The sequence below is a fragment of the Micromonospora sp. NPDC000442 genome (assembly GCF_042898635.1).
Taxonomy (GTDB): Bacteria; Actinomycetota; Actinomycetes; order Mycobacteriales; family Micromonosporaceae; genus Micromonospora.
On the sequence record NZ_JBIAYZ010000006.1, the window covers coordinates 85,434 to 105,911 of the forward strand.

The following is a 20,478-nucleotide window of genomic DNA, read 5'->3' on the forward strand; positions in this document are numbered from 1 at the left end:
CCATGGCAACACACCCTGAACCCGAGGTCTGGTTCCTCACCGGAAGCCAGGCAATGTACGGCGAGGACACGCTCCGGCAGGTGGCCGACCAGTCCCGTCAGATCGCCGCGCTGCTCGACGAATCGCCGCACATCCCCGCCCGGGTGGTCTGGAAGCCGGTCCTGACCACAAGCGCCGACATCCTGCGGACCTGCCGGGATGCCGCGACGCAGGGGGCGGTCGGGGTGATCGCCTGGATGCACACCTTCTCGCCGGCGAAGATGTGGATCTCGGGCCTGGACGCGTTGCAGACGCCGCTGCTGCACCTGCACACCCAGGCCAACGTCCTGCTGCCGTGGGACGAGATCGACATGGACTTCATGAACCTCAACCAGGCCGCGCACGGCGACCGGGAGTTCGGGTACATCCAGACCCGGCTCGGGGTGGCCCGCAAGACGGTCGCCGGGCACGTCTCGGACCCCCGCGTGGTCTCCCGCGTCGGGGCCTGGACCCGGGCGGCGATCGGTTGGTCGGCGATGCGTTCGCTGCGGCTGGCGCGCTTCGGCGACAACATGCGCGACGTGGCCGTCACCGAGGGGGACAAGGTCGAGGCGGAGCTGCGCTTCGGGGTCTCGGTCAACACGTACGGGGTCAACGACCTGGTGCGGGTGGTCGACGACGTGGCCGAGGCGCAGATCGACGATCTGGTCAAGGAGTACGACGACACCTTCCGGGTCGCCGCCGAACTGCGACCCGGCGGTGAGCGGCACGATTCGCTGCGGTACGCCGCCCGGCTGGAACTGGGTCTGCGTACCTTCCTGGACGCCGGTGGCTTCCGCGCCTTCACCACCAACTTCGAGGACCTGGGCGGGCTGCGTCAACTGCCCGGCATCGCGGTGCAGCGACTCATGGCCGACGGCTACGGCTTCGGCGGTGAGGGGGACTGGAAGACCTCGGTGCTGGTGCACACCCTCAAGGCGATGGCCGCCGGCACCGAGGGCGGCACCTCGTTCATGGAGGACTACACCTACGACCTCACCCCGGGTGAGGAGTTGGTGCTCGGTGCCCACATGCTCGAGGTCTGCCCGTCGATCGCCGGTGACGTGCCGAACGTGGAGATCCATCCGCTGAGCATCGGTGGTCGGGAGGATCCGGTCCGGTTGGTCTTCGACGCCGCGCCGGGGCCGGCAGTGGTGCTCGGCCTGGCGGACATGGGCGAGCGTTTCCGGCTGGTGGCCAACGAGGTCGACGTGGTCTCTCCGCCGCATCCACTGCGCCGGTTGCCGGTTGCCCGGGCGGTCTGGCGGCCACGACCGCACCTGCCCGGTTCCGCCGAGGCGTGGATCACCGCTGGCGCTCCGCACCACACCGTGCTGTCCCAGGCGGTGGGGGTGGAGGAGTTGCACGACCTCGCCGAGATGAGCCGTACCGAACTCGTCGTCATCGACGCCGACACCGATCCCCGGCGGTTCGCCGACGAACTGCGCTGGAACCAGGCGTACTACCGGCTGGCCCGGGGGTTCTGACCACCATCCGACGCTGGCGTGGCGGACCGGCCGCAGCGGCCCCGTAGGCCACGCCAGCGACTGCCCGCGCCTGCGCGTGGCAGGGTCCCCGGCCGGTGCGCCACCCCGTCGGCCGGGGACCGCGAGCAGACTCCTGCGAGCCGTACGTGAGTCGTCGGTGTTACGTCTTGACGAAGCCCGTGTTATCGCTCACAGTCGTAGTGAAGACGGACGATATCTGTGGCCGTCCGGGACGCGCCACGTTGCTGTGAAGCTGGTGGTCACCTGATCTCTCCCTTGGGCAGAGCGGTCATGTTAGCGATCACACGCCGTACCGGAACAGCGACGGCGTAGGCCGCAGAGGGACCGTCCTGTTCGTTCTGCTCGCATCCTGAAGGAGAATCATGATTGCCAATGGTGAGGTCCCACGGACCGCGCCGGGCCGGCGCGGCTGGCTGTCGCGCGCGGCGGCCATCCTGGCGGCGATGGTGGTGGGCGGTTCCCTCGCCGCGGTGGCGCCATCGCCCGCCGCCGCGGCCACGGTGGACACCAACGCCTGGTACGTGCTGGTCAACCGCAACAGCGGCAAGGCGCTCGACGTCTACAACCAGGCCACGAACGACGGGGCGCGGATCACCCAGTGGGCGCGCAACGACGGGAACTGGCAGCAGTGGCAGTTCGTCGACTCCGGCGGCGGCTACTACCGGCTGCGCTCGCGGCACTCCGGCAAGGTGCTCGACGTGTACAACTTCTCCACGGCCAACGGTGCGTCGATCGTGCAGTGGAGCGACCACAACGGGACCAACCAGCAGTTCCGGCTGGCCGACTCGGCCGGTGGCTACGTCCGACTGATCAACCGCAATTCCAACAAGGTGTTGGAGGTGCAGAACGCCTCGACCGCCGACGGCGGCAACATCGTGCAGTACGACGACTGGGGCGGCGCCAACCAGCAGTGGCAACTCGTCCGCGTCGATGGCGGCGGTAACCCCACCGACCCGCCCCCCGGCGGCAGCTTCACCAACCCCGTCGTCTGGCAGGACTTCGCCGACGTCGAGGTCATCCGGGTCGGCGAGGTGTACTACATGACCGCCTCCACCATGCACTACTCGCCCGGTGCCCCGATCCTGCGCTCGTACGACCTGGTGAACTGGGAGTTCGCCGGGCACTCGGTACCCCGCCTGGACTTCGGCACCAAGTACGACCTGCCCGCCGGGCAACAGGCGTACGTGGAGGGCATCTGGGCCTCCACGCTGAACTACCGGCCGAGCAACCAGACCTACTACTGGGCCGGGTGCATCAACTTCGCCCAGACCCACATCTACACCGCGACGGCCGTCGACGGTACCTGGAGCCGGCACGCGACCCTGCCGCAGTGCTACTACGACGCCGGGATGCTGATCGACGACAACGACACCATGTACGTCGCGTACGGCAACGGCACCATCAGCGTGGCTCAGCTCTCCGCCGACGGGCGCAGTCAGGTCCGGGCCCAGCAGGTCTACCAGACCCCGTCGAGCATCGGCACCCTGGAGGGCGCGCGCTTCTACAAGCGCAACGGTGCCTACTACATCTGGCTGACCCGCCCGGCCAACGGCCAGTACGTGCTCAAGTCCACGAACGGCCCCTTCGGGCCGTACGAGCAGCGCCAGGTGCTGCTCAACATGCAGGGCCCGATCTCCGGCGGCGGGGTGCCCCACCAGGGCGGGCTGGTGCAGCTCCCGAACGGTTCGTGGTACTACATGGCATTCACCGACGCGTACCCGGGCGGCCGGATGCCGACCCTCGCGCCGATCACCTGGACCGCGGACGGTTGGCCGCAGGTGCAGACGGTAAACGGGGCCTGGGGGGTCAACTACCCGAACCCGCTACCGCTGCGTCCGGTCAAGCCGCTCACCGGCGTCGACACGTTCGCCGGCACCACCCTCGGCCCGCAGTACGAGTGGAACCACAACCCGGACAACAGTCGGTGGTCGGTGAACAACGGGCTTCGTCTACAGACCGCCACCGTGACCAACGACCTCTACCGGGCACGCAACACGATCACCCACCGCATCCAGGGGCCGACCTCGACGGGCACGGTCGAGATCGACTACTCGACGATGCGCGACGGCGACCGCGCCGGCCTGGCCATGCTGCGGGACGTCTCGGCGTGGATCGGCGTACGGCGGGACAACGGTGCCACCAGGGTGGTCATGACAAACGGGCTGAACATGAACAGCAACTGGGACACCAGCAGCACCGGCAGCGAGATCGCCAGCGCCGCGGTCTCCGGCGGACGGATCTGGCTGCGGGCCAACGCCGACATCCGGCCTGGCACCGGCCGGCAGGCGCGTTTCTCCTACAGCACCGACGGGGTCACCTTCGTCCCGCTGGGCAACGCCCTGACGCTCAACAACAACTGGACGTTCTTCATGGGGTACCGGTTCGCCGTCTTCAACTACGCCACCCAGGCGCTGGGTGGAGCGGTGACGGTGCGCCGGTTCGAGTTGGCCACGCCGTGAGATAGCGGTGACCGGCCCGACACCGTACTTGTCGAGGCCGGTTGGTCACCCACAGGCTGGGGCCTGTCGTCTGCCCGCCGAGCGGACGACAGGCCCCTTCTCGTCCGGCCTCCACACCGCCTCGTTCAGCTCGCCACTGGACCGCTACCGGAGCCGGGGGTGCGGGCGTTCCCTGATCGGTGCCGGCAGGACGTGCCGGCACCGCCGTCCGGCAACGGCTGTTGCTGACGCGCGCAACCCACCTCGCGCCCTACGGACCCTCCGCCACCGCGTGGCGACGGGACCTACAGGACGTGCGCAACCCACCCTCCGACCGGATTCCGGGGTAGGGCAACCCGGCCACCGGCGAGGACCGGAGACGCGGATGCCGGGTGGGAGGACCCCACCCGGCATCCGTCCGCGCGCCTAGGATCAGGCGGCGCGGGACCACTGCATGCTTGACGCGGAACTGCACGTCCGCTGCTCCAGGGCCGCGCCCTGAGCGGTGGAGCCGCCGGCCACGTTCAGGCACTTGTTGCTGTTGACGTTGACCAGCTGGTGGTAGCCGTCACCGGTCGACCGCCAGCTGAACACCTGGTTCAGTCCGTCGTGGCAGGTGTACTGGATGATCTGCGCCCCGTCGGCGGTGGAGACGTCGCGCACGTCGACGCATTTGCCGCTGTGCACGCTCTGGAGCCGTACGTTGCCGTTGCCGGCGTCGAGGAAACGCCACTGCTGCCAGGCGTTGCCGTTGCTGCTCCACTGGCCGATCACCGCGAGGTTGTCCAGGTTCGGCTGCTGGACGTCGACGACCTGTCCGCTGTTGCGATTGATGATCCGGTAGGCCGTGGGGGCGCTACCGCCACCGGCGAACTGCCACCAGTTGACGTTGAACAGGTTGCCGCTGCCGCCGGCGAAACGCAGGTAGAGATCGCGCGTACCGGTGGCTCCACTCACCCCGCAACTGGTGGTCGTCCAGTTCTGCCAGCCGCCGGTGCCGGCCACCGTGCAGGTGCCCACGAGCGGGCCGCTGGCGCTGTCCAGCCGTACCTCGATGCGGCCGCCGCTTGTTGCCGAGGCGACCCGCGCGGAGAAGGTGGTCGCTCCGGTGCCGAAGGCGACCCCCTTGACCTTGATGTGGTCGCCGTTCTCGATCCAGCCGACGTTCATGCCGCCCTCGCTGGACGGCTCGGTCTCGATGCCGGACCCCCAGGCGATCGTCTCGGCCTCTTGGCGCACGTACGGGTTCAACGTGCCGACCTGTGGAGCCCCGGCGGTGGTCATGTTCATGGTGGGGATGGTTCCGTTGGAGTTGTAGGTGAACTTCTCCACGGCGACCGACCGGGTGTAGCCGCCACCGCCGGGCAGCGCACCGTTGTGGTAGAAGAAGTACGACCCACCGGCGAAGTCGATCACGCCGGGGTGGTTGGTGAAGCTGGAGCCCTGCCGGGGCATGACCGTTCCCCGGTACGTCCACGGGCCGGTCGGTCCGGGTGCCGTCGAGTAGCCGATGAACTCCGAGCAGCACTCCGCCGCGAACACGTTGTAGTAGAGCCCGTTTCGCTTGTAGACCCACGGCCCTTCCTCGTAGAGGGTGGGCCGGCTGGCATTGCCGCTGCGGGTACCGAAGCCCGCGGTGGTCAGCGGGATCTGGGTGGGGCCGCCGGAAAACGAGATCATGTCGGAGTTGAGCCGGACATACCAGAGGTTCGGGTTGCCCCAGTACAGGTACGCCTGCCCGTCGTCGTCGATGAACGCGTGCGGATCGATCTCGCCGTTGCCGACGAGCGGACGGCCGAGTGCGTCGCGGAACGGCCCGGTCGGGCTGTCCGCGACCCCGACCCCGATGACCATCTGGCCGTTCGAGCGCTGCCGGACGGGCACGTACCAGTAGAACTTCCCGTTCCGGGCGATCACGTGCCCGGCCCATGCGTTGGCGTCCGCCCAGGCGAACGTGGCCAGGCTCATCGGGGTGCCGTGGTCGGTCCAGTTCACCATGTCGGCCGACGAGAAGACCCGCCAGTCCCGCATGGTGAAGTAGGTGGAGCCGTCCTCGTCGTGGCCGGTGTAGAGGTACACCCGGCCGTTGTGCAGCATCGGCGCCGGGTCGGCGGTGTAGATGTGCTGGACGATCGGGTTGTCGGCCCGCGCGACGCCGGGTAGCAGGGCGATCGTGCAGGCCACGCTCGCGAGCACGGCGACGACGCGGCGGAGCGCCGCCGTGCTCATGCCCGGCTCCACCGCTGGTTGGCGTTGCCGTGGCAGGACCAGAGGATCACCGCGGTCCCGTTGGCCGTACCGGCGTTGTTCACGTCCAGACACAGCGACGGGAAGCGGCCGTTGCTCACCGTCCCGTTGCCGTTGAGCGTCCACTGCTGGTTGGTGCCGCCGTTGCAGTCCCAGACCTGCACCCGCGTGCCGTTGGTCGCGTTCGTCGGTACGTCCAGGCACTTGCCGAGGATCCGCAGCGTCTGGCCGTCCTGGGTGATCTGCTGGTTGGGGTTGCTGTGGCAGTCCCAGATCAGGGTCCCGGTGCCGTTTGCGGTGTTGGAGTTGTCGAGGTCGAGGCAGCGTCCGGCCGATTCGCTGCGCAGCCGGAAGGTGCTCGGCACCGGCGGGTTGGTGGTGCCGCCACCGCTGACCCGGTACACCACCGTGCCGTGTGCCGGAACGCTCGCGGAGATCGTCCCGGTGCTCGTGGAGGTGCCGTTGGTCCACGCGTTGAGCAACGTGAACGAGCTGCCGGTCTTGCCGATCGCCGCCGCCGTGGTGGAGATCGTCGTGGTGGAGTTGCCCTGGTTGAACAGGGCGACCGCGACGTCACCGTTGGCCAGGCGCTTGGCCAGGACCCGCCGGGTGCCGTCGTGGGAGACCTGGACGGCCTGGAGCCCCAACGTGTCCTGGTTGATCGCGACCAGGTTCTGGTTGCGCAGGATGTCAAGCGTCGCGGTGCTGGCCGAGCGCAGGTCGTTGCCCATCATCAGCGGCGCCGCCATTATCGCCCACAGCGCGAAGTGGCTGCGCATCTCGGTGTCGTTCATGCCACCGTTGCCGACCTCCAACATGTCCGGGTCGTTGAATCCGCCCGGTGCGGCGTAGCCGGCCAGCGGCACGTTCACGTTGACGATGTTCTGGATGCCCATCGGGTAGCCGTTGGTCTGGCCACTGTCCCAGGTGTTGGTGATGTCCTCCGTGGTCCGCCAGAGGTTCGCCACGTCGCTCCAGTTGCGTTGCGGCCCGGTCTTCTCGTGGATGCTGTTCGAGTTGATGCTGTAGACGATCGGCCGACCGGTGGCGGCCAGTGCGTCGCGCATGATGCTGAACCGCGCCACCTGGTCGTTGATCGTGCCGGTGGGGGAGCACCAGTCGTACTTGAGGTAGTCCACGCCCCAGGCGGCGAACTGCCGGGCGTCCTGGTACTCGTGTCCGAGGCTGCCGGTCGCGCCCGGGAATGAGTTGAAGTACTGGGCGCAGGTCCGATCCAGCGGAACCTGGTAGATGCCGAACAGCAGGCCCCGGGAGTGCAGGTAGTCGCCGAGGGCCTTCATGCCGCTCGGGAACCGCTGCGGGTGGGCCTGGAGGTTGCCCTGCGCGTCCCGGTTCGGATCGAACCAGCAGTCGTCGACGACGACGTACTTGTATCCGAGGTCGCGCAGACCCTGGTTGACGATCGAGTCGGCCATCTGCCGGATGAGGGTCTCGTTGATGTTGCAGCCGAACGTGTTCCAGGTGTTCCAGCCCATCGGCGGGGTACGGGCGACGCCGTTGTTCAGCGCCTGTGCCGGCCTGGGGGAGATGACCCCGTCGGCGAAGCTCGCGGTGAGCGTCACCGCCAGGATGCCGAGGGCGGCGGTCAGCCACCTTCTTGCGCTACGCACGTTGAATTCCTCCTTGTCGGTGCGGTGATCGGTTCGGCCACCGGTAGCCGGTATCGCGGCGGTCGGCGCGGTGCGGCCGTGGAACTCTGCTGGCGTGCCGGGCACGCGCGTCGTCGTTCGGGACGCCGGTGTGCAGGGCCCGGATGGCGCCGGTCGTCACGCTGTTTCGGGCCTGCACGGCTCCCGCCGTGACGTGTCGGCAGGTGCCGTTCCGATGACAGGAATGTTATCGCTATCATCAATGCCTGTAAATTGTCTGTTGCTCGTCCAGCAGCCCCTCGGAGCGACACATCTGCGTCGGGCCGAACGGGGCAAAGGGAGGGTGTGACCGCTAACAGAAAGCAACGGAAGAAGCTGTGCGGCGGACGCGGACGGGCCGGCGGTCACCGGGGCGACTGCTGGCGCTAGACTGTGCGTGATCTAGCGCTCTCCACCCGGACGGCACGGGCCGGCGTGGGCACCGCGCGAGGGGATTTTTGTACCTGAGCCGTGCCAGTCATCGCCGACGGGCTGCGGCGAGTGACTGGATTGCGGGGAGTTGAGATGGCCGTACGCGATCCTGCCATGACGGACGTGGCCCGCCTCGCCGGTGTTTCCCATCAGACGGTCTCGCGAGTGCTGAACGGGCACCCGAACGTACGCGAGCAGACCCGCCTGCGTGTCCAGGCGGCCATCGCCGAACTCGGCTACCGGCCGAACCGGGCGGCCCGCGCACTGGTCACCGGCCGGTCGCAGGTGATCGGGGTGGTCGCGCAGAACACCACCCTCTACGGCCCGGCCTCGCTGTTGGCCGCACTGGAGCAGACGGCGGCCGAGTCCGGTTTCGCGGTCAGCGTGGGCAGTGTGCGTGACCTCGACCATCGGTCGATCTCTGCGGTGGTCGAGCGGCACCTGGCCCACCGGGTCGCCGGCATCGTGGTGATCGCGCCGGTGGAGTCGGCCGGCGAGGCGCTGGAGCGCCTGCCCAAGGACGTGCCGCTGGTGACGGTGGACGGGGACCCGCATCGACCGATGCCGCTGGTGACGGTGGACCAGGCGGCCGGTGCCCGGGCCGCCACCCAGCACCTGCTCGACGCCGGCCATCGTACGGTCTGGCACGTCTCCGGTCCGTCGGACTGGTTCGACAGTGCCGGCCGCATCGAGGGTTGGCGGGAGGCCCTGACCTCGGCCGGCGCGGAGATCCCGCCGCTGGTGCCGGCGGACTGGTCCGCGGCGGCCGGCTACCGGTGTGGGCAGATGCTGGCCCGGATGCCCGACGTCACCGCGGTCTTCACCGCCAACGACCACCTGGCCCTCGGGGTGCTGCGGGCCCTGCACGAGCACGGCCGCCGGGTGCCGGACGACATCAGCGTGGTCGGCTTCGACGACGTGCCGGAGGCCGCCTACTTCATTCCGCCGCTGACCACCGTGCGGCCGGACTTCGGCGCGGTGGCCCAGGCGAGCCTGGAGATGCTGCTCACCCAGATCGAGTCGGTAAGCGGCGGTGCCCTGCGCCAGACCATCGCCCCGACCCTGGTGGCGCGCCGAAGCGTCGCCCCACCTCCCCGCCGCTGACCTCCTCCGACGAGTTGATCAAGAAGTTTGGTCGCGTCCAGCTCGACGCCCGACCAAAACTTCTTGATCAACGAGCACCCCTACCCCGGGCCGGGCCCGGGGTAGGGGTAGGGGGTGGGGTCAGGTTGCGGTACAGGTGGGTGTGCCGGAGGGGCCGACGCCGGTGCCCTGGAAGCCGAACTCGGTGCTGCCGCCCGCGCCGACCTGGCCGTTGTAGCTCACGTTGCTGAAGTTCACCGTCCCGGTGCTGCCGCTGGCCTGCGCGTTCCAGGTGCCGGTGACCGCCGCGCCGCCAGGCAGCGTGATCCGCACGGTCCAGCCGCGGATCGCGGCGCTGCCGGCGGTGACCCGGACGGTGGCCACGAAGCCGCCGTTCCAGGAGTTCAGCGACACCGAGGCCGAGCAGGCACCGCCGCCCGGCGGAGGTGCGGTGGTGGTCGGCGGCGCGGTGGTCGGGTTCGGCCCGCTGACGCTGTTCAGCGCGTTGAGCACCGAGGTGTACGCGGGCTTCTTGTTGCCGTTGCCGTCGAACAGCAGCGGGTTGTCATCTCGCCAGGAGGCGGCGTCCCAGACACCCCATACCGTGATCCCGGTGCAGCGCGTCACGGCCAGGCAGGCCCGGGTCACCCGCTCGTAGATGCTCGCCTGGTTGGCACCCTGGGCGACGTCCAGCTCGGTGATCTGCACGTCCACGCCGAGGTCGGCGAAGCGTTGCAGGTTGGCCTGGTAGTCGCTGGCGAGGGTGGTGCCGAGGTGGGACTGGAAGCCGACGCAGTCGATGGGGACGCCGCGTTGCTTGAAGTCGCGCACCATGTTGTAGATGCCTGTCGACTTCGCGTTGATGCCGTCGGTGTTGTAGTCGTTGTAGCAGAGCTTGGCGGCCGGGTCGGCCGCGCGGGCGGCGCGGAACGCGGCCTCGATCCAGTCGTTGCCGGTGCGTTGCAGGTTCGAGTCCCGCCGCGCGCCACTGCCACCGTCGGCGAACGCCTCGTTCACCACGTCCCACGAATGGATCTGCCCCCGGTAGTGGGTGGCTACCCGCGTGACGTGGTTGATCGCCGCGTTACGCAGCGCGGTACCGGACAGGTTCTGTGCCCAGCCGGGCTGTTGCGCGTGCCAGAGCAGGGTGTGGCCACGGACGGACATCCCGTTGGCCCGGGCGTGCGCGACCAGCCGGTCACCCGCGCTGAAGCTGAAGGAGTTCTGCTGGGGCTCGTTGGCGTACCACTTCATCTCGTTCTCGGCCACGATCGAGTTGAACTCACGATTGAGGATCGTGGCGTAGGCGGAGTTGGAGAGCTGGAACGAGTTGGTGGCGGCGCCGAAGTAGCGACCGCTCTGCGCCGCTGCCGCACCGAGGGTGCTGGCGGCGGCGTGCGCGGAGGGCGCGACCAGCGCGGTGGAGACGAGTAGCGCGGCACCGGCCGCGACGGACATCAGCACGGTACGCGGTCGGATGCCCACGACCCTGCCTCCGGTGGTTCTGGGTTTCATCGACGTGCCCCTTCGATGGTGGTGGTTCGGGGTGCCGCCGCGGATCAGCTTTCGACGGTCGTCGTCCCGGCCCGGATGGCCGGATCCGGGCACGGCGAGGTAGACCCGAACGCGGATCGTGCGGGTTGCGCGGTTGGTTGAGATGTAGCGGTCGCCGATGACAGCGGCCGTTTCTGGGTGACGCGGCGATCGGTGCCGTCGAGGCGTGCCCTTCCGCGCGGATGGACAGCGCGCGGCGTCTCGCGGATGCCGGCCCGGACAGGCCGCCGGGCGGGTCGGCGGGAATGGCCGCCTCGGCCCGGTGGCCGGTGACGTGAAACAGGAGCGTGCCCGTGCTCCTCGCCGAAGCTAGCATGTTATCGATAACATGCTCAAGCGATGACCGTGGATGTAATGGCGGTCCGAGGCGACGGCCGAGGCCGCCGGAAACGACCCGTGGTGGGTCCCGCCCGGCGGCCTCGGCGATGTTGGGTCAGGCTCAGATGAAACGCCAACGGTGGTCGCCCGCGCCGTTGTCGTCCCAGATCACGATCTGAGTACCCTGGCTGGACGAGGCGCCGGTGACGCCGAGGACCCGCCCACCGTTGGCGGACTGGATCCGGAAGTAGCCGTTCGCGGCGTACCGCAACCGCCACCGGTTGCTGGCCGCCCCGTTGTCCGCCCACTGCACCACGCGGGCGCCGTTGCCGCTGCTGCCGTTCTCCACGCCCAGCACCTTGCCGCTGTGGGAGTTGCGCAGCCGCAGGTAGCCGCCACTGTCCACGATCGCGGTCCAGAGGTGGTCGGCGGTGCCGGTGTCGCCCCACTGGATCACCAGGCCGCCATCGGCGGTGGACATGTTCTGCACGCCCAGGACGAGGCCGGTGGCCAGGTTCTGGATCCGACGGGCACCGTTGGGCACGAACCGCCACTGGTTGTCCGGCGTGCCGTTGTCCGGATCCTGGACGACCCGGGCGCCCTGCGCGGTGGAACCGTTGAGGGTGGCCAGGAGCTTGCCGGTGTGCCCGTTACGGATCTTGTGTGACCCGTCGCCGACGTCCACGATCGTCCACCGGTGGTCGGCCGTGCCGGTGTCGGACCATTGCAGGACCTGTGCGTTGTCGGCGGTCGACATGTTCTGCACGCCGAGCACCTTGGCACTGTTGGCGTTGCGGAACTTCACCGCGTTGCCGTCGACGACCAGCTGCCAGTCGTGGTCGGCGGTGCCGTTGTCGCCCCACTGCAAGGCCGGTGCCCCGTCGGCGGTGGACATGTTCTCGATGCCGAGCACCAGGCCACTGGCGACGTTGGCGAGCCGGAACGTCGCCGTCCCGGTGCCCGGGGACTGGCCGTTGGCGTTCCAGTAGACGGTGTAGTTGTGCCCGTGCGCGTCGTAGAACGGGCCCAGGTTGACCGTGGAGCCGTTGGCGGTGGCGGTGAAGGTCAACGCCGAGGTGCTGGTCCGGTTGACCGAGGTGGTGGCCAGGGCGGGCAGGGCGGCCAGCGCGGTGTTGCCGTAGTTGCCGGAGAGCACCGCGGGGCCGTAGGTCAGTGCCACCACGTTCGGGTCGTCGTTGGCCGGCTGCACGATCACGCGCATCGGTAGCCGTACGGTCACCGTGTCGCCTGAGGTCCAGGATCGGGTGAGGGTGGCGTACGTGCCCGGGGTGGTGCTGATGTTCTGCGCGGCGCCGTTGACGCTGATCGTTGCTCCCTGCGTCCAGGCCGGGATGCGGATCCGCATCGTCCACGATCCGCTGACGTCGCCGGTCACGGTGAGGGTCGCGGTGTCGCTGACCGGGTAGGTGGTGCTCTGGGTGACCGTGATGCCGCGCTGCGACCAGGTCAGCACCGAGGGCAGGAACAGGTTCACCGTGAGCGTGGTGTCGTTGTGGAAGTAGATCGAGTCCATCAAGGTGGTGTTGGTTTCCAGTTGCGAGCCCTGGCAGCACCAGAAGGAGTTGTAGTCGGTACTCCAGGTGCCGCCGCCCCACGCCGGTCCCACGCCTCGCCGCCCGCCGGGATTCAACGGCGTGAAGTACGTGATGTGGCCGTGGTTGTCGGCCGGGTTCTGCGCCCCGACCAGGTGGTTGAGCAGTGCCCGCTCGTAGAAGTCGAAGTACGCCACCCGGTTCGGGTCCAGCAGCCACAGCTCCCGGGTCAGCTTGAGCATGTTGTACGTGTTGCACGCCTCGCAGGTGTCGTTGCGTAGGTAACCGGCGATGGCGTTGGGTGCCCGGAAGTGTTCGGCCTGGCTGTTGCCGCCGATGACATAGGTGTGCGCGTTGACCGTCATGTTCCACGCGTTGCTGGCGATGTCCCGGTACCGGGTGGTGCCGGTGGCCTTGAACTCGCGGGCCGCGCCGATCCACTTTGGTACCTGGGTGTTGGCGTGCAGCCCGTTGAGCTGGTCGGAGTTGGCCGCGAGCGGGTTGAACACGGCGTTGTGGTCGAACCGTTGGGCGGTGGTGAGCCAGCGGGTGTCGCCGGTCTGCTGGTACAGGTCGGTCAGCACGGCGTTCATCCCACCGAACTCGGTGCCCAGCATCGCCTGCATCTGCGCGGAACTCAGTCGGCTGGTGCGCCAGTCCACCCAGCCGGCGAACGCCAGCAGGACGTCGCGGGCCTGGTTGTTGCCGATGTACCGCCACACGTCGAGCAATCCGGCGAGGGTCTTGTGGATGGCGTAGTACGGCACGTTGCCGTTGTTGAGCGTGCGGTTCTCCACGGCGGTGAAGTCGGACTCGGGAAAGCCGCTGAGGTACCCGGCGTTGAAGCCGGCGGCGCCGTTGTTGGCCTGGCACTTGGCCAGCTCGGCCACCATGTGGTTGGCCTTGTCCCGGCAGGTGGTGTCGCCGAGTACGGCCCACAGGTACGACCAGGCGGTCAGGAAGTGCCCCTGGGAGTGGGTGCGGAACGGGAAGTTGGGTGCCTCCCAGCCGCCGAGGGCCGCGGCACCGGCAGTGGAGAGCCGGTGGTTGGCGCGGAAGTTGTAGAGCAGCCGGTTGACGTCGACGAAGCGCAGGTAGTTGACCGTGCGGTTCTGGTTGTCCAGCCAGCGGCTGGCGGTCAACCGCACCTGGCCCGGCTCGAAGGCGTACGCGGAGACGCCGAGGTCGGGTCGCACCGGGGGCAGCGCCGCACTGGCGGTGCCGTTGGCCAGCGTGGGGCCGACGGCGGCGGCGACGGCCGCCGCGCCGGCGGCCCGGAGTACGTGGCGACGGTTGAGGGACGGGTAGGGCATCACGACCTCCGTGGTGGCATGGGGGAGCGCCGCCCGACCCGGCGGGGGTGGTGGCCGACCGGGCGGCGAGGAGCGGTGCGATGACGTCGACGCGCGGCGCGCAGCGTGCGTCGACCGGACCCGGCGCGTTTCGCTGCGGTGGCGGCTCATGCCAAGCCCATCAATGTTATCGCTAACATACGTGGCTCGCTATGTGCTCCGCAAGACGTTGGGAACGGGCCGGCCTGGCGACGCGGATTGACCCTCGACCCGATCGAGGCCGGAGGGTGCCGAAGGTAGCCGGCCGGGCTCCGCACCGAGACCCGGTCGGAGGGTCGGCGATGGCGGGGGTTCGTGGTGGTGGCGACGAGCGGTGACCGGGCGACGGTGCCGGGCGCGTACTGGGTGTGGCTGGGCGGCGCCGCGCTGAGTCTGGTCGGCGTGCAGGCGATGGCCTTCGCGATGGCCTGGGCGGCGGCCGGGCAGGGGGCTCGGTTCGCCGCCCTGGTGCCGACCGCGATCGTGCTGCCCCGGGTACTGCTGCTGTTGGTGGGCGGTGCGGTGGCCGACCGGGTCGGCGCCTGGCGCGTCCTGCTCGCCTCGACCGCGGCGATGATCGTGGTCACCGTGGCGCTGGCAGGAGCCGCGTGGTCACCGCTCGACCTGCGGCTGCCGCTGCTGCTCGCCGCGCTGGCGATCGGGTCCGTGGACGCCTTCCAGCTGCCGAGTTCGGGCTCGATGCCGCGGCGGCTGGTACCGCCGGAGGTGCTGGCCCGTGCGATGTCGGCCCGGCAACTCGCCGGGCAACTCGCGCTGTTCGCCGGTCCACCACTGGGTGGCGTGCTGCTCGGCGTGGTCGGGCTCGCCGGGGCGGCCCTGACCAACACCGCCACCTTCCTGGCGATGCTGGTGGTCCTGCTTGTCATCCGGCCTGCCGCCGAGCAATCGCCGGACACCGGGCCGGACTGCGGCGGGTCGACCGATGCCGAGGTGGCTCACGGGTGGTCGCCGGACGCCGGGCCGGACTGCGGGCGGTCGCCGAACAACGGCCCAGGCCATGGGCCGTCGCCAGACGCCGGGGTGGCTCACGGGCGGTCGCCGGTGTCGGCCGCGTTGGACGGGCTGCGCCTCGCCTGGTCGATGCCGGTGTTGCGGGCGGCGCTGCTGGTGACCGGCGTCGTCGCCGGATTCCTTCTGCCGGTCGGCCCGCTGCTGGTGCCCCTGCTGGCCCGGGAGCGGGACTGGTCACCGTCGGTCACCGGCGCGGTCGTCGCGGCCATGGCGCTGGGCACCGCCATCGTGGCGGTGGGGGTCCTGCTGCGCGGCGCGACCTCCCGTCCCACAGCGGTGGCTGCCGTCGGCCTGCTGGTGGCCGCCGCCGGCGTGGTCGTGCTCGCGGTCGCCCGCGCTCCGCTGCCGGCCGTCCTGGCCGGTGTGCTCGTCGGTGTCGGCGCCGGCTGCTTCGCCACGCACATCGGCCCACTGGTCCTGGCCGCCACACCGCTCACCCACCTGGCCCGGGTGCAGTCCGTGCTGGTGCTGGTCCAGAGCCTGCCGTTGCTGGTGACGGCCAACGCGTTCGGCCTCGTCGTCGAGGTCGCGCACGTTGCGGCGGTGCTGTACGGCTGCGCGGGGGTCCTCGCCGTGACCGGGTTGATGGCTCTGGCCGGGCCGGCGCTGCGCCGCTCGTCCCACAGATCCCTCCCGGCGGCTGTCGGCCGCTCGAATATCTGACTAAAGTCAGCAATCGTGGATCGTGCACTTGTGGACGTGGTGCGGCGCTTCAACCGCACGGTGACTCAGCGCGTCGGCGCGCTGGACGACAGCTATCTCGCCCGTGACCGGCCCCTGGCGCAGTCGCGGCTGCTCTGGGAGGTCGGTCCCGACGGCGCCGAGGTCGCGGCCCTGCGGACCCGGCTGGATCTCGACGCCGGCTACCTCAGCCGGCTGCTGCGCATCCTGGAGGGGGCGGGCCTCGTGCTCGTCGGGCCCGGTGAGGGCGACGGCCGGGTACGCACCGCGCGTCTCACCGAGGCCGGCCGCGCCGAGTGGGAGTTGCTCGACGGCAGGTCCGACGAACTGGCCTGGTCGGTCCTGGCGCCGCTGACCGACGGCCAACGCGCCCGGCTCACCACCGCCATGGCCGAGGTCGAGCGCCTGTTGATGGCGTCGCTGATCACCATCGAACCCTGCCATCCCGGTGAGCCGCGTGCCCGCGCCTGCCTGCGGGCGTACGCGCGGGAACTCGCCGCCCGGTTCGACTCCGGCTTCGAGCTGGGTCAGGGCGGCGCCGACGAGCAGGAATACGTGCCTCCGGCCGGCCTCTTCCTGGTCGCCACCCTCTCGACCGAGGCGGTGGGCTGCGGTGGACTGCGGCTGTCCCCGGGCGAGCCCGCCGAGATAAAGCGGCTCTGGGTGTCGGCCTCGGTGCGCGGGCTCGGCGTCGGGCGTCGCCTGCTGGGCGAGTTGGAGCGGCACGCCGTGGCGGCCGGCGCGGCCAGCATCCGACTCGACACCAACCGCACTCTCACCGAGGCGATGCGGCTCTACCGCGCCGAGGGTTACCAGGAGATCCCGCGCTACAACGACAATGCGTACGCCCACCACTGGTTCGCCAAGCCGCTGCCCTGAAACGCGCGCTGGCACGGACCCGCCGAGGCCCGGCGATGGTGCGCCGTTGACTGGGATACCGCAGCTGATCACACTGTCGCGGTGCCCATCGCGCGTGACCACATCATGTCCGAGCCCGGCATCGGCTCCTGCCCGGATTGCGCCAGCACCGAGCTGCGGACCGTCGTCGACCAGCCACCCTGGTGCGGGCGTTGTGAGTGGAACCTCGACGTCGCCGCTTCGGGTGCCGCCGGCCGTCTCGGCCGATCTCTCGAACGGCTCGATCGTCGTGCCGGGTTCCGGGCGGACCGCCGCCTTGCCCACATGGCAACGCAGTTGGGTGCTTCCCACTCCTGGCTGACGCCTGCCTTCCTGCTGCTCGGGCTGGTCTCTTTCGCGTTGGTGCTTCTTCCGTTAGGTGCGTTGGCTGCCGCCGTGTGGCTGCTGATCAACGGCGTGGGGCCGTTGATTCTGCCGCTGCTGCTCGCCGCCGTGGCCTACGTGTTGCGTCCCCGCCTGGGCAGCGTCCGACAAGTGGTCAAAGGCGCTTACCGGTTGACTCCGCAGCGACAGGCGGCGCTGCACCGTCTGGTCGAGCGGGTCGGCGACTCTGTCGGCGCACCAAAGCCCGACCTCATAGTGCTCAACGACGACTGGAACGCGGCGGCGGCAGTCGTCGGGGTGCGCAGGACCCGACTCCTGCTGCTCGGTGTCCCGCTGCTCGTGGGCCTGTCGCCGCAGGAGATGGTGGCACTGATCGGTCACGAACTCGGGCACTTCCGCTGGGCGGACTCGCGCCGGCGTCTCCTGACGCAGCCGGCCCGGACCTTCTTCGGCATGCTCGCGACCGCGACCCGGCCTCCACACGGAGACGCGCACGACAGGGACGTGGCGGGCATCTACGCCCTCTTCTACACACTCTGGCAGTTGGTTGGAGGTGCCGTCAGCTGGCTGCTGTTCGTCGTACACCTCTTGATGAACACGCTCGATGCCCGGGAGGGGCGTCGAGCGGAGGTGCGAGCCGACGCGATGGCGGCGAGTGCGGCGGGCAGCACCGCGGCGCTCAGCATGATCGACGTCTTGGCGTTGTCGCCTCTGCTGGCGCCGCTCGTCACCGCGCATGGCACACCTGGAGTCGCGATGGACGTCTGGCGGCGGTCCATCGCCACCACTCGTGCGGAGCAGGTGGTCCGGCTGCCGGTGCTGCGTCAGCTCACCATCCGCGAGCACGCGTCACTGCTCGCCAGTCATCCGGCACCGGGACGGCGGCACCAGGTGATCTCGGGAATGCCCCACCAGGACGCCTCGGTCGTGGTGACCCCGGACGAGGCGGCCACCCTCGATGCCGAGCTGCGGCCATTCGTCGAGGCGCTGCGCAAGCAACTCGCGCAGGCGTACGACCTGTGACCTCAGAGCGACCGGCAATAGGACTGGCGGGGCTGCGGCACGCCCTGGCACTTCGGCTGGCGGCGTTGTCGTCGCCGGGCGGGTGCTTGCCGGCAAGAAATGAATGATGGTTCAATCCTTCGGTGGCCTACCGGAGCACGGAGCGGGTGCGGGCGCGGCTGACCGCCTCGCGGGAGCGGATCGTCGACGCCGCTCTCGGCATCCTGGCCGAGCACGGCTACACCGGCTGCTCGGTCGCGGCCGTCGCCGCGCGGGCCGGGCTGGCCACCGGGAGCGTCTACCGGCACTTCCCGGCCAAGGCCGACCTCTTTGCCGAGGTGTTCCGCACGGCCAGCCAGCGCGAGATCGACGCCGTCACCCGGGCCGCCGCGGTCCAGCGCACGGCCGCCGCTCGGGTCCGGGCGGTCATCGAGACCTTCGCCGGCCGCGCCCTACGGTCACCACGGCTGGCGTACGCCCTGCTCGCTGAGCCGGTCGATCCGGCGGTGGAGGCGCAGCGGCTGGTCTTCCGGCGCGCCCACGCAGCGCTGCTGGCCGGCTACATCGCCGACGGCGTGACCGCCGGCGAACTGCCGGCGCAGAATCCCGAGCTGGCCTCCACCGCCGTGGTCGGTGCGCTGGCCGAGGCGATGGTCGGCCCGCTGGCCGCCGGTGTCGCCGGATCGGACACCATCGGCGGCCTGATCACCTTCATCCACCGCGCGTTGGGAGTTCCGTCGTGAGCACGCACGAGGTGTTCAACCAGGTTCCGCCGTTGGTCGGCCACGACACGGCGGACGAGCCCGCCCTGCTCGACGCGCTGGCCCTGGAGGGGGCCGGCTGGGCCACGGCCGAACTGCACGAACTCGGCCGGCTGGCCGGCACCGAACAGGCAATCGAGCACGGCCGGCTGGCCAACGAACATCCGCCGGTGCTGCGTACCCACGACCGCTACGGACACCGGGTCGACGAGGTGGAGTTCCACCCCTCCTGGCACGAGTTGATGCGTACCGCCGTGGCGCACGGCCTGCACGCCGCTCCCTGGGGCGACGAGCGGCCCGGCGCGCACGTCACCCGGGCCGCGAAGTTCCACGTCTGGCGACCCGACGCCGGTCACGGTTGCCCGATCTCGATGACGTACGCGGCGGTGCCGGCGCTGCGGCACGCCCCCGACCTGGCTGCTCGCTACGAGCCGCTGCTCACCGCCCGCAGCTACGACTTCGGGCTGCGGGAACCGCAGCGCAAGCAGGGGCTGCTGGCGGGCATGTCGATGACCGAGAAGCAGGGCGGGTCGGACGTACGGGCCAACACCACCACGGCACGCCCGACGTCCGACGGCAGCTACCGGCTGGTCGGGCACAAGTGGTTCACCTCGGCCCCGATGTGCGACCTCTTTCTCACCCTCGCCCAGGCGCCGGGCGGGCTCACCTGCTTCCTGGTCCCGCGGGTGCTTCCCGACGGCACCCGCAACCCGATGCGCTTGATGCGACTCAAGGACAAGCTCGGCAACCGTTCCAACGCCTCCAGCGAGGTGGAGTACGACGACGCGGTAGCCTGGCGGGTCGGCGACGAGGGCCGGGGCGTCCGCACCATCATCGACATGGTGAACCTGACCCGCCTGGACTGTGTGATCGGTGCGGCCTCCGGGATGCGGCACGGCGTCGTCACGGCCGTGCATCACGCCGCGCATCGGCGGGCCTTCGGCCGGTACCTCGTCGACCAGCCGCTGATGCGCAACGTCCTGGCCGACCTGGCGGTGGAGTCCGAGGCCGCCACGGTGCTGATGATGCGCCTGGCCGGCGCGACCGACCGGTCGGTACGCGGCGACGCGGCCGAGACGGCGTTCAAGCGGATCGCCCTCGCCGTGGGCAAGTACTGGGTCTGCAAGCGGTGGCCCGGTCACGCCGCGGAGGCCCTGGAGTGCCTGGGCGGTAACGGCTACGTGGAGGAGTCCGGGATGCCGCGACTGTTCCGCGAGTCGCCGCTGAACTCCATCTGGGAGGGCTCCGGGAACGTCGCCGCGCTGGACGTGCTGCGGGCGCTGACCGGCCAGCCCGAGGTGATGGCGGCGTTCCAGTCGGAGGTGGACGCCGCCGCGGGTGCCGACGCCCGGCTCGATGCCGCGGTCCGCCAGGTGCGGGTGGCCCTGGCCGATCCGGCCGATCTGGAGGTACGGGCCCGTCGGGTGGTCGAGCAGTTGGCGCTGGTGTTGCAGGGCGCGCTGTTGGTGCGCCACGGTCACCCGGCGGTCGCCGACGCCTTCTGTGCGTCCCGGCTCGGCGGCGATCGGGGGCAGGCCTACGGCACGTTGCCCGCCGCCGTCGACTTCGCCGCGATCATCGACCGGGCCACCCCGAAGGTGGGCTGACCGGTCCGGCGCCGCCACGGTG

The 20,478-nt window shown here is 70.0% G+C and carries 12 protein-coding genes; 8 read left to right on the forward strand and 4 right to left on the reverse strand.

The window, feature by feature from the left end; genetic code table 11:
• Positions 1-2: 2 nt before the first annotated feature.
• Together araA and ACFY2A_RS11560 are read left to right on the forward strand one after the other, a co-directional pair.
• Complete coding sequence (gene araA, locus ACFY2A_RS11555; protein WP_387170853.1) at positions 3-1,505, forward strand: L-arabinose isomerase; 1,503 nt, start codon at positions 3-5, stop codon at positions 1,503-1,505.
• 383 nt (positions 1,506-1,888) lie between these two features.
• On the forward strand, positions 1,889-3,985 hold the full coding sequence (locus ACFY2A_RS11560; RefSeq protein WP_387170855.1) for an RICIN domain-containing protein: 2,097 nt from the start codon (positions 1,889-1,891) through the stop codon (positions 3,983-3,985).
• 411 nt (positions 3,986-4,396) lie between these two features.
• On the opposite strand, the gene ACFY2A_RS11565 is transcribed toward ACFY2A_RS11560, so the two are convergent.
• The gene (locus ACFY2A_RS11565) at positions 4,397-6,193 is read right to left on the reverse strand and encodes a family 43 glycosylhydrolase (protein ID WP_387170857.1); all 1,797 of its coding nucleotides are present in this window, start codon (positions 6,191-6,193) and stop codon (positions 4,397-4,399) included.
• Positions 6,190-7,842 carry a glycoside hydrolase family 27 protein gene (locus ACFY2A_RS11570; RefSeq protein ID WP_387170859.1) on the reverse strand — a complete coding sequence of 551 codons (1,653 nt, stop codon included), beginning with the start codon at positions 7,840-7,842 and terminating at the stop codon, positions 6,190-6,192. Before ACFY2A_RS11570 ends, ACFY2A_RS11565 begins: the two co-directional genes overlap by 4 nt.
• 564 nt (positions 7,843-8,406) lie before the next feature.
• On the opposite strand from ACFY2A_RS11570, the gene ACFY2A_RS11575 reads away from it, so the two are divergent.
• The gene (locus ACFY2A_RS11575) at positions 8,407-9,396 is read left to right on the forward strand and encodes a LacI family DNA-binding transcriptional regulator (protein WP_363920881.1); all 990 of its coding nucleotides are present in this window, start codon (positions 8,407-8,409) and stop codon (positions 9,394-9,396) included.
• A 120-nt stretch (positions 9,397-9,516) separates the two neighbouring features.
• On the opposite strand, the gene ACFY2A_RS11580 is transcribed toward ACFY2A_RS11575, so the two are convergent.
• Positions 9,517-10,890, reverse strand: a complete 1,374-nt coding sequence (locus tag ACFY2A_RS11580; RefSeq protein ID WP_387170861.1) for an endo-1,4-beta-xylanase — start codon at positions 10,888-10,890, stop codon at positions 9,517-9,519.
• Between the two features lie 478 nt (positions 10,891-11,368).
• Entirely contained in the window at positions 11,369-14,113 is a 2,745-nt protein-coding gene (locus tag ACFY2A_RS11585; RefSeq protein WP_387170863.1) for a beta-L-arabinofuranosidase domain-containing protein, read from the reverse strand.
• 339 nt (positions 14,114-14,452) lie between these two features.
• Here ACFY2A_RS11585 and ACFY2A_RS11590 point away from each other — a divergent pair, with 339 nt between their 5' ends.
• From ACFY2A_RS11590 to ACFY2A_RS11610, 5 genes are all read left to right on the forward strand, one after another.
• Complete coding sequence (locus ACFY2A_RS11590) at positions 14,453-15,826, forward strand: MFS transporter (protein WP_387170865.1); 1,374 nt, start codon at positions 14,453-14,455, stop codon at positions 15,824-15,826.
• A 15-nt stretch (positions 15,827-15,841) separates the two neighbouring features.
• Positions 15,842-16,723 carry a GNAT family N-acetyltransferase gene (locus tag ACFY2A_RS11595; protein ID WP_387170867.1) on the forward strand — a complete coding sequence of 294 codons (882 nt, stop codon included), beginning with the start codon at positions 15,842-15,844 and terminating at the stop codon, positions 16,721-16,723.
• 81 nt (positions 16,724-16,804) lie between these two features.
• Positions 16,805-18,109, forward strand: coding sequence for a M48 family metallopeptidase (locus ACFY2A_RS11600; protein WP_387170869.1), 1,305 nt, complete (start codon positions 16,805-16,807; stop codon positions 18,107-18,109).
• Positions 18,110-18,231: 122 nt separating this feature from the next.
• Entirely contained in the window at positions 18,232-18,831 is a 600-nt protein-coding gene (locus ACFY2A_RS11605; protein ID WP_387170871.1) for a TetR/AcrR family transcriptional regulator, read from the forward strand.
• Positions 18,828-20,456, forward strand: a complete 1,629-nt coding sequence (locus tag ACFY2A_RS11610) for an isovaleryl-CoA dehydrogenase (RefSeq protein ID WP_387170873.1) — start codon at positions 18,828-18,830, stop codon at positions 20,454-20,456. The genes ACFY2A_RS11605 and ACFY2A_RS11610 overlap by 4 nt, the downstream gene beginning before the upstream one ends.
• Positions 20,457-20,478: the final 22 nt, after the last annotated feature.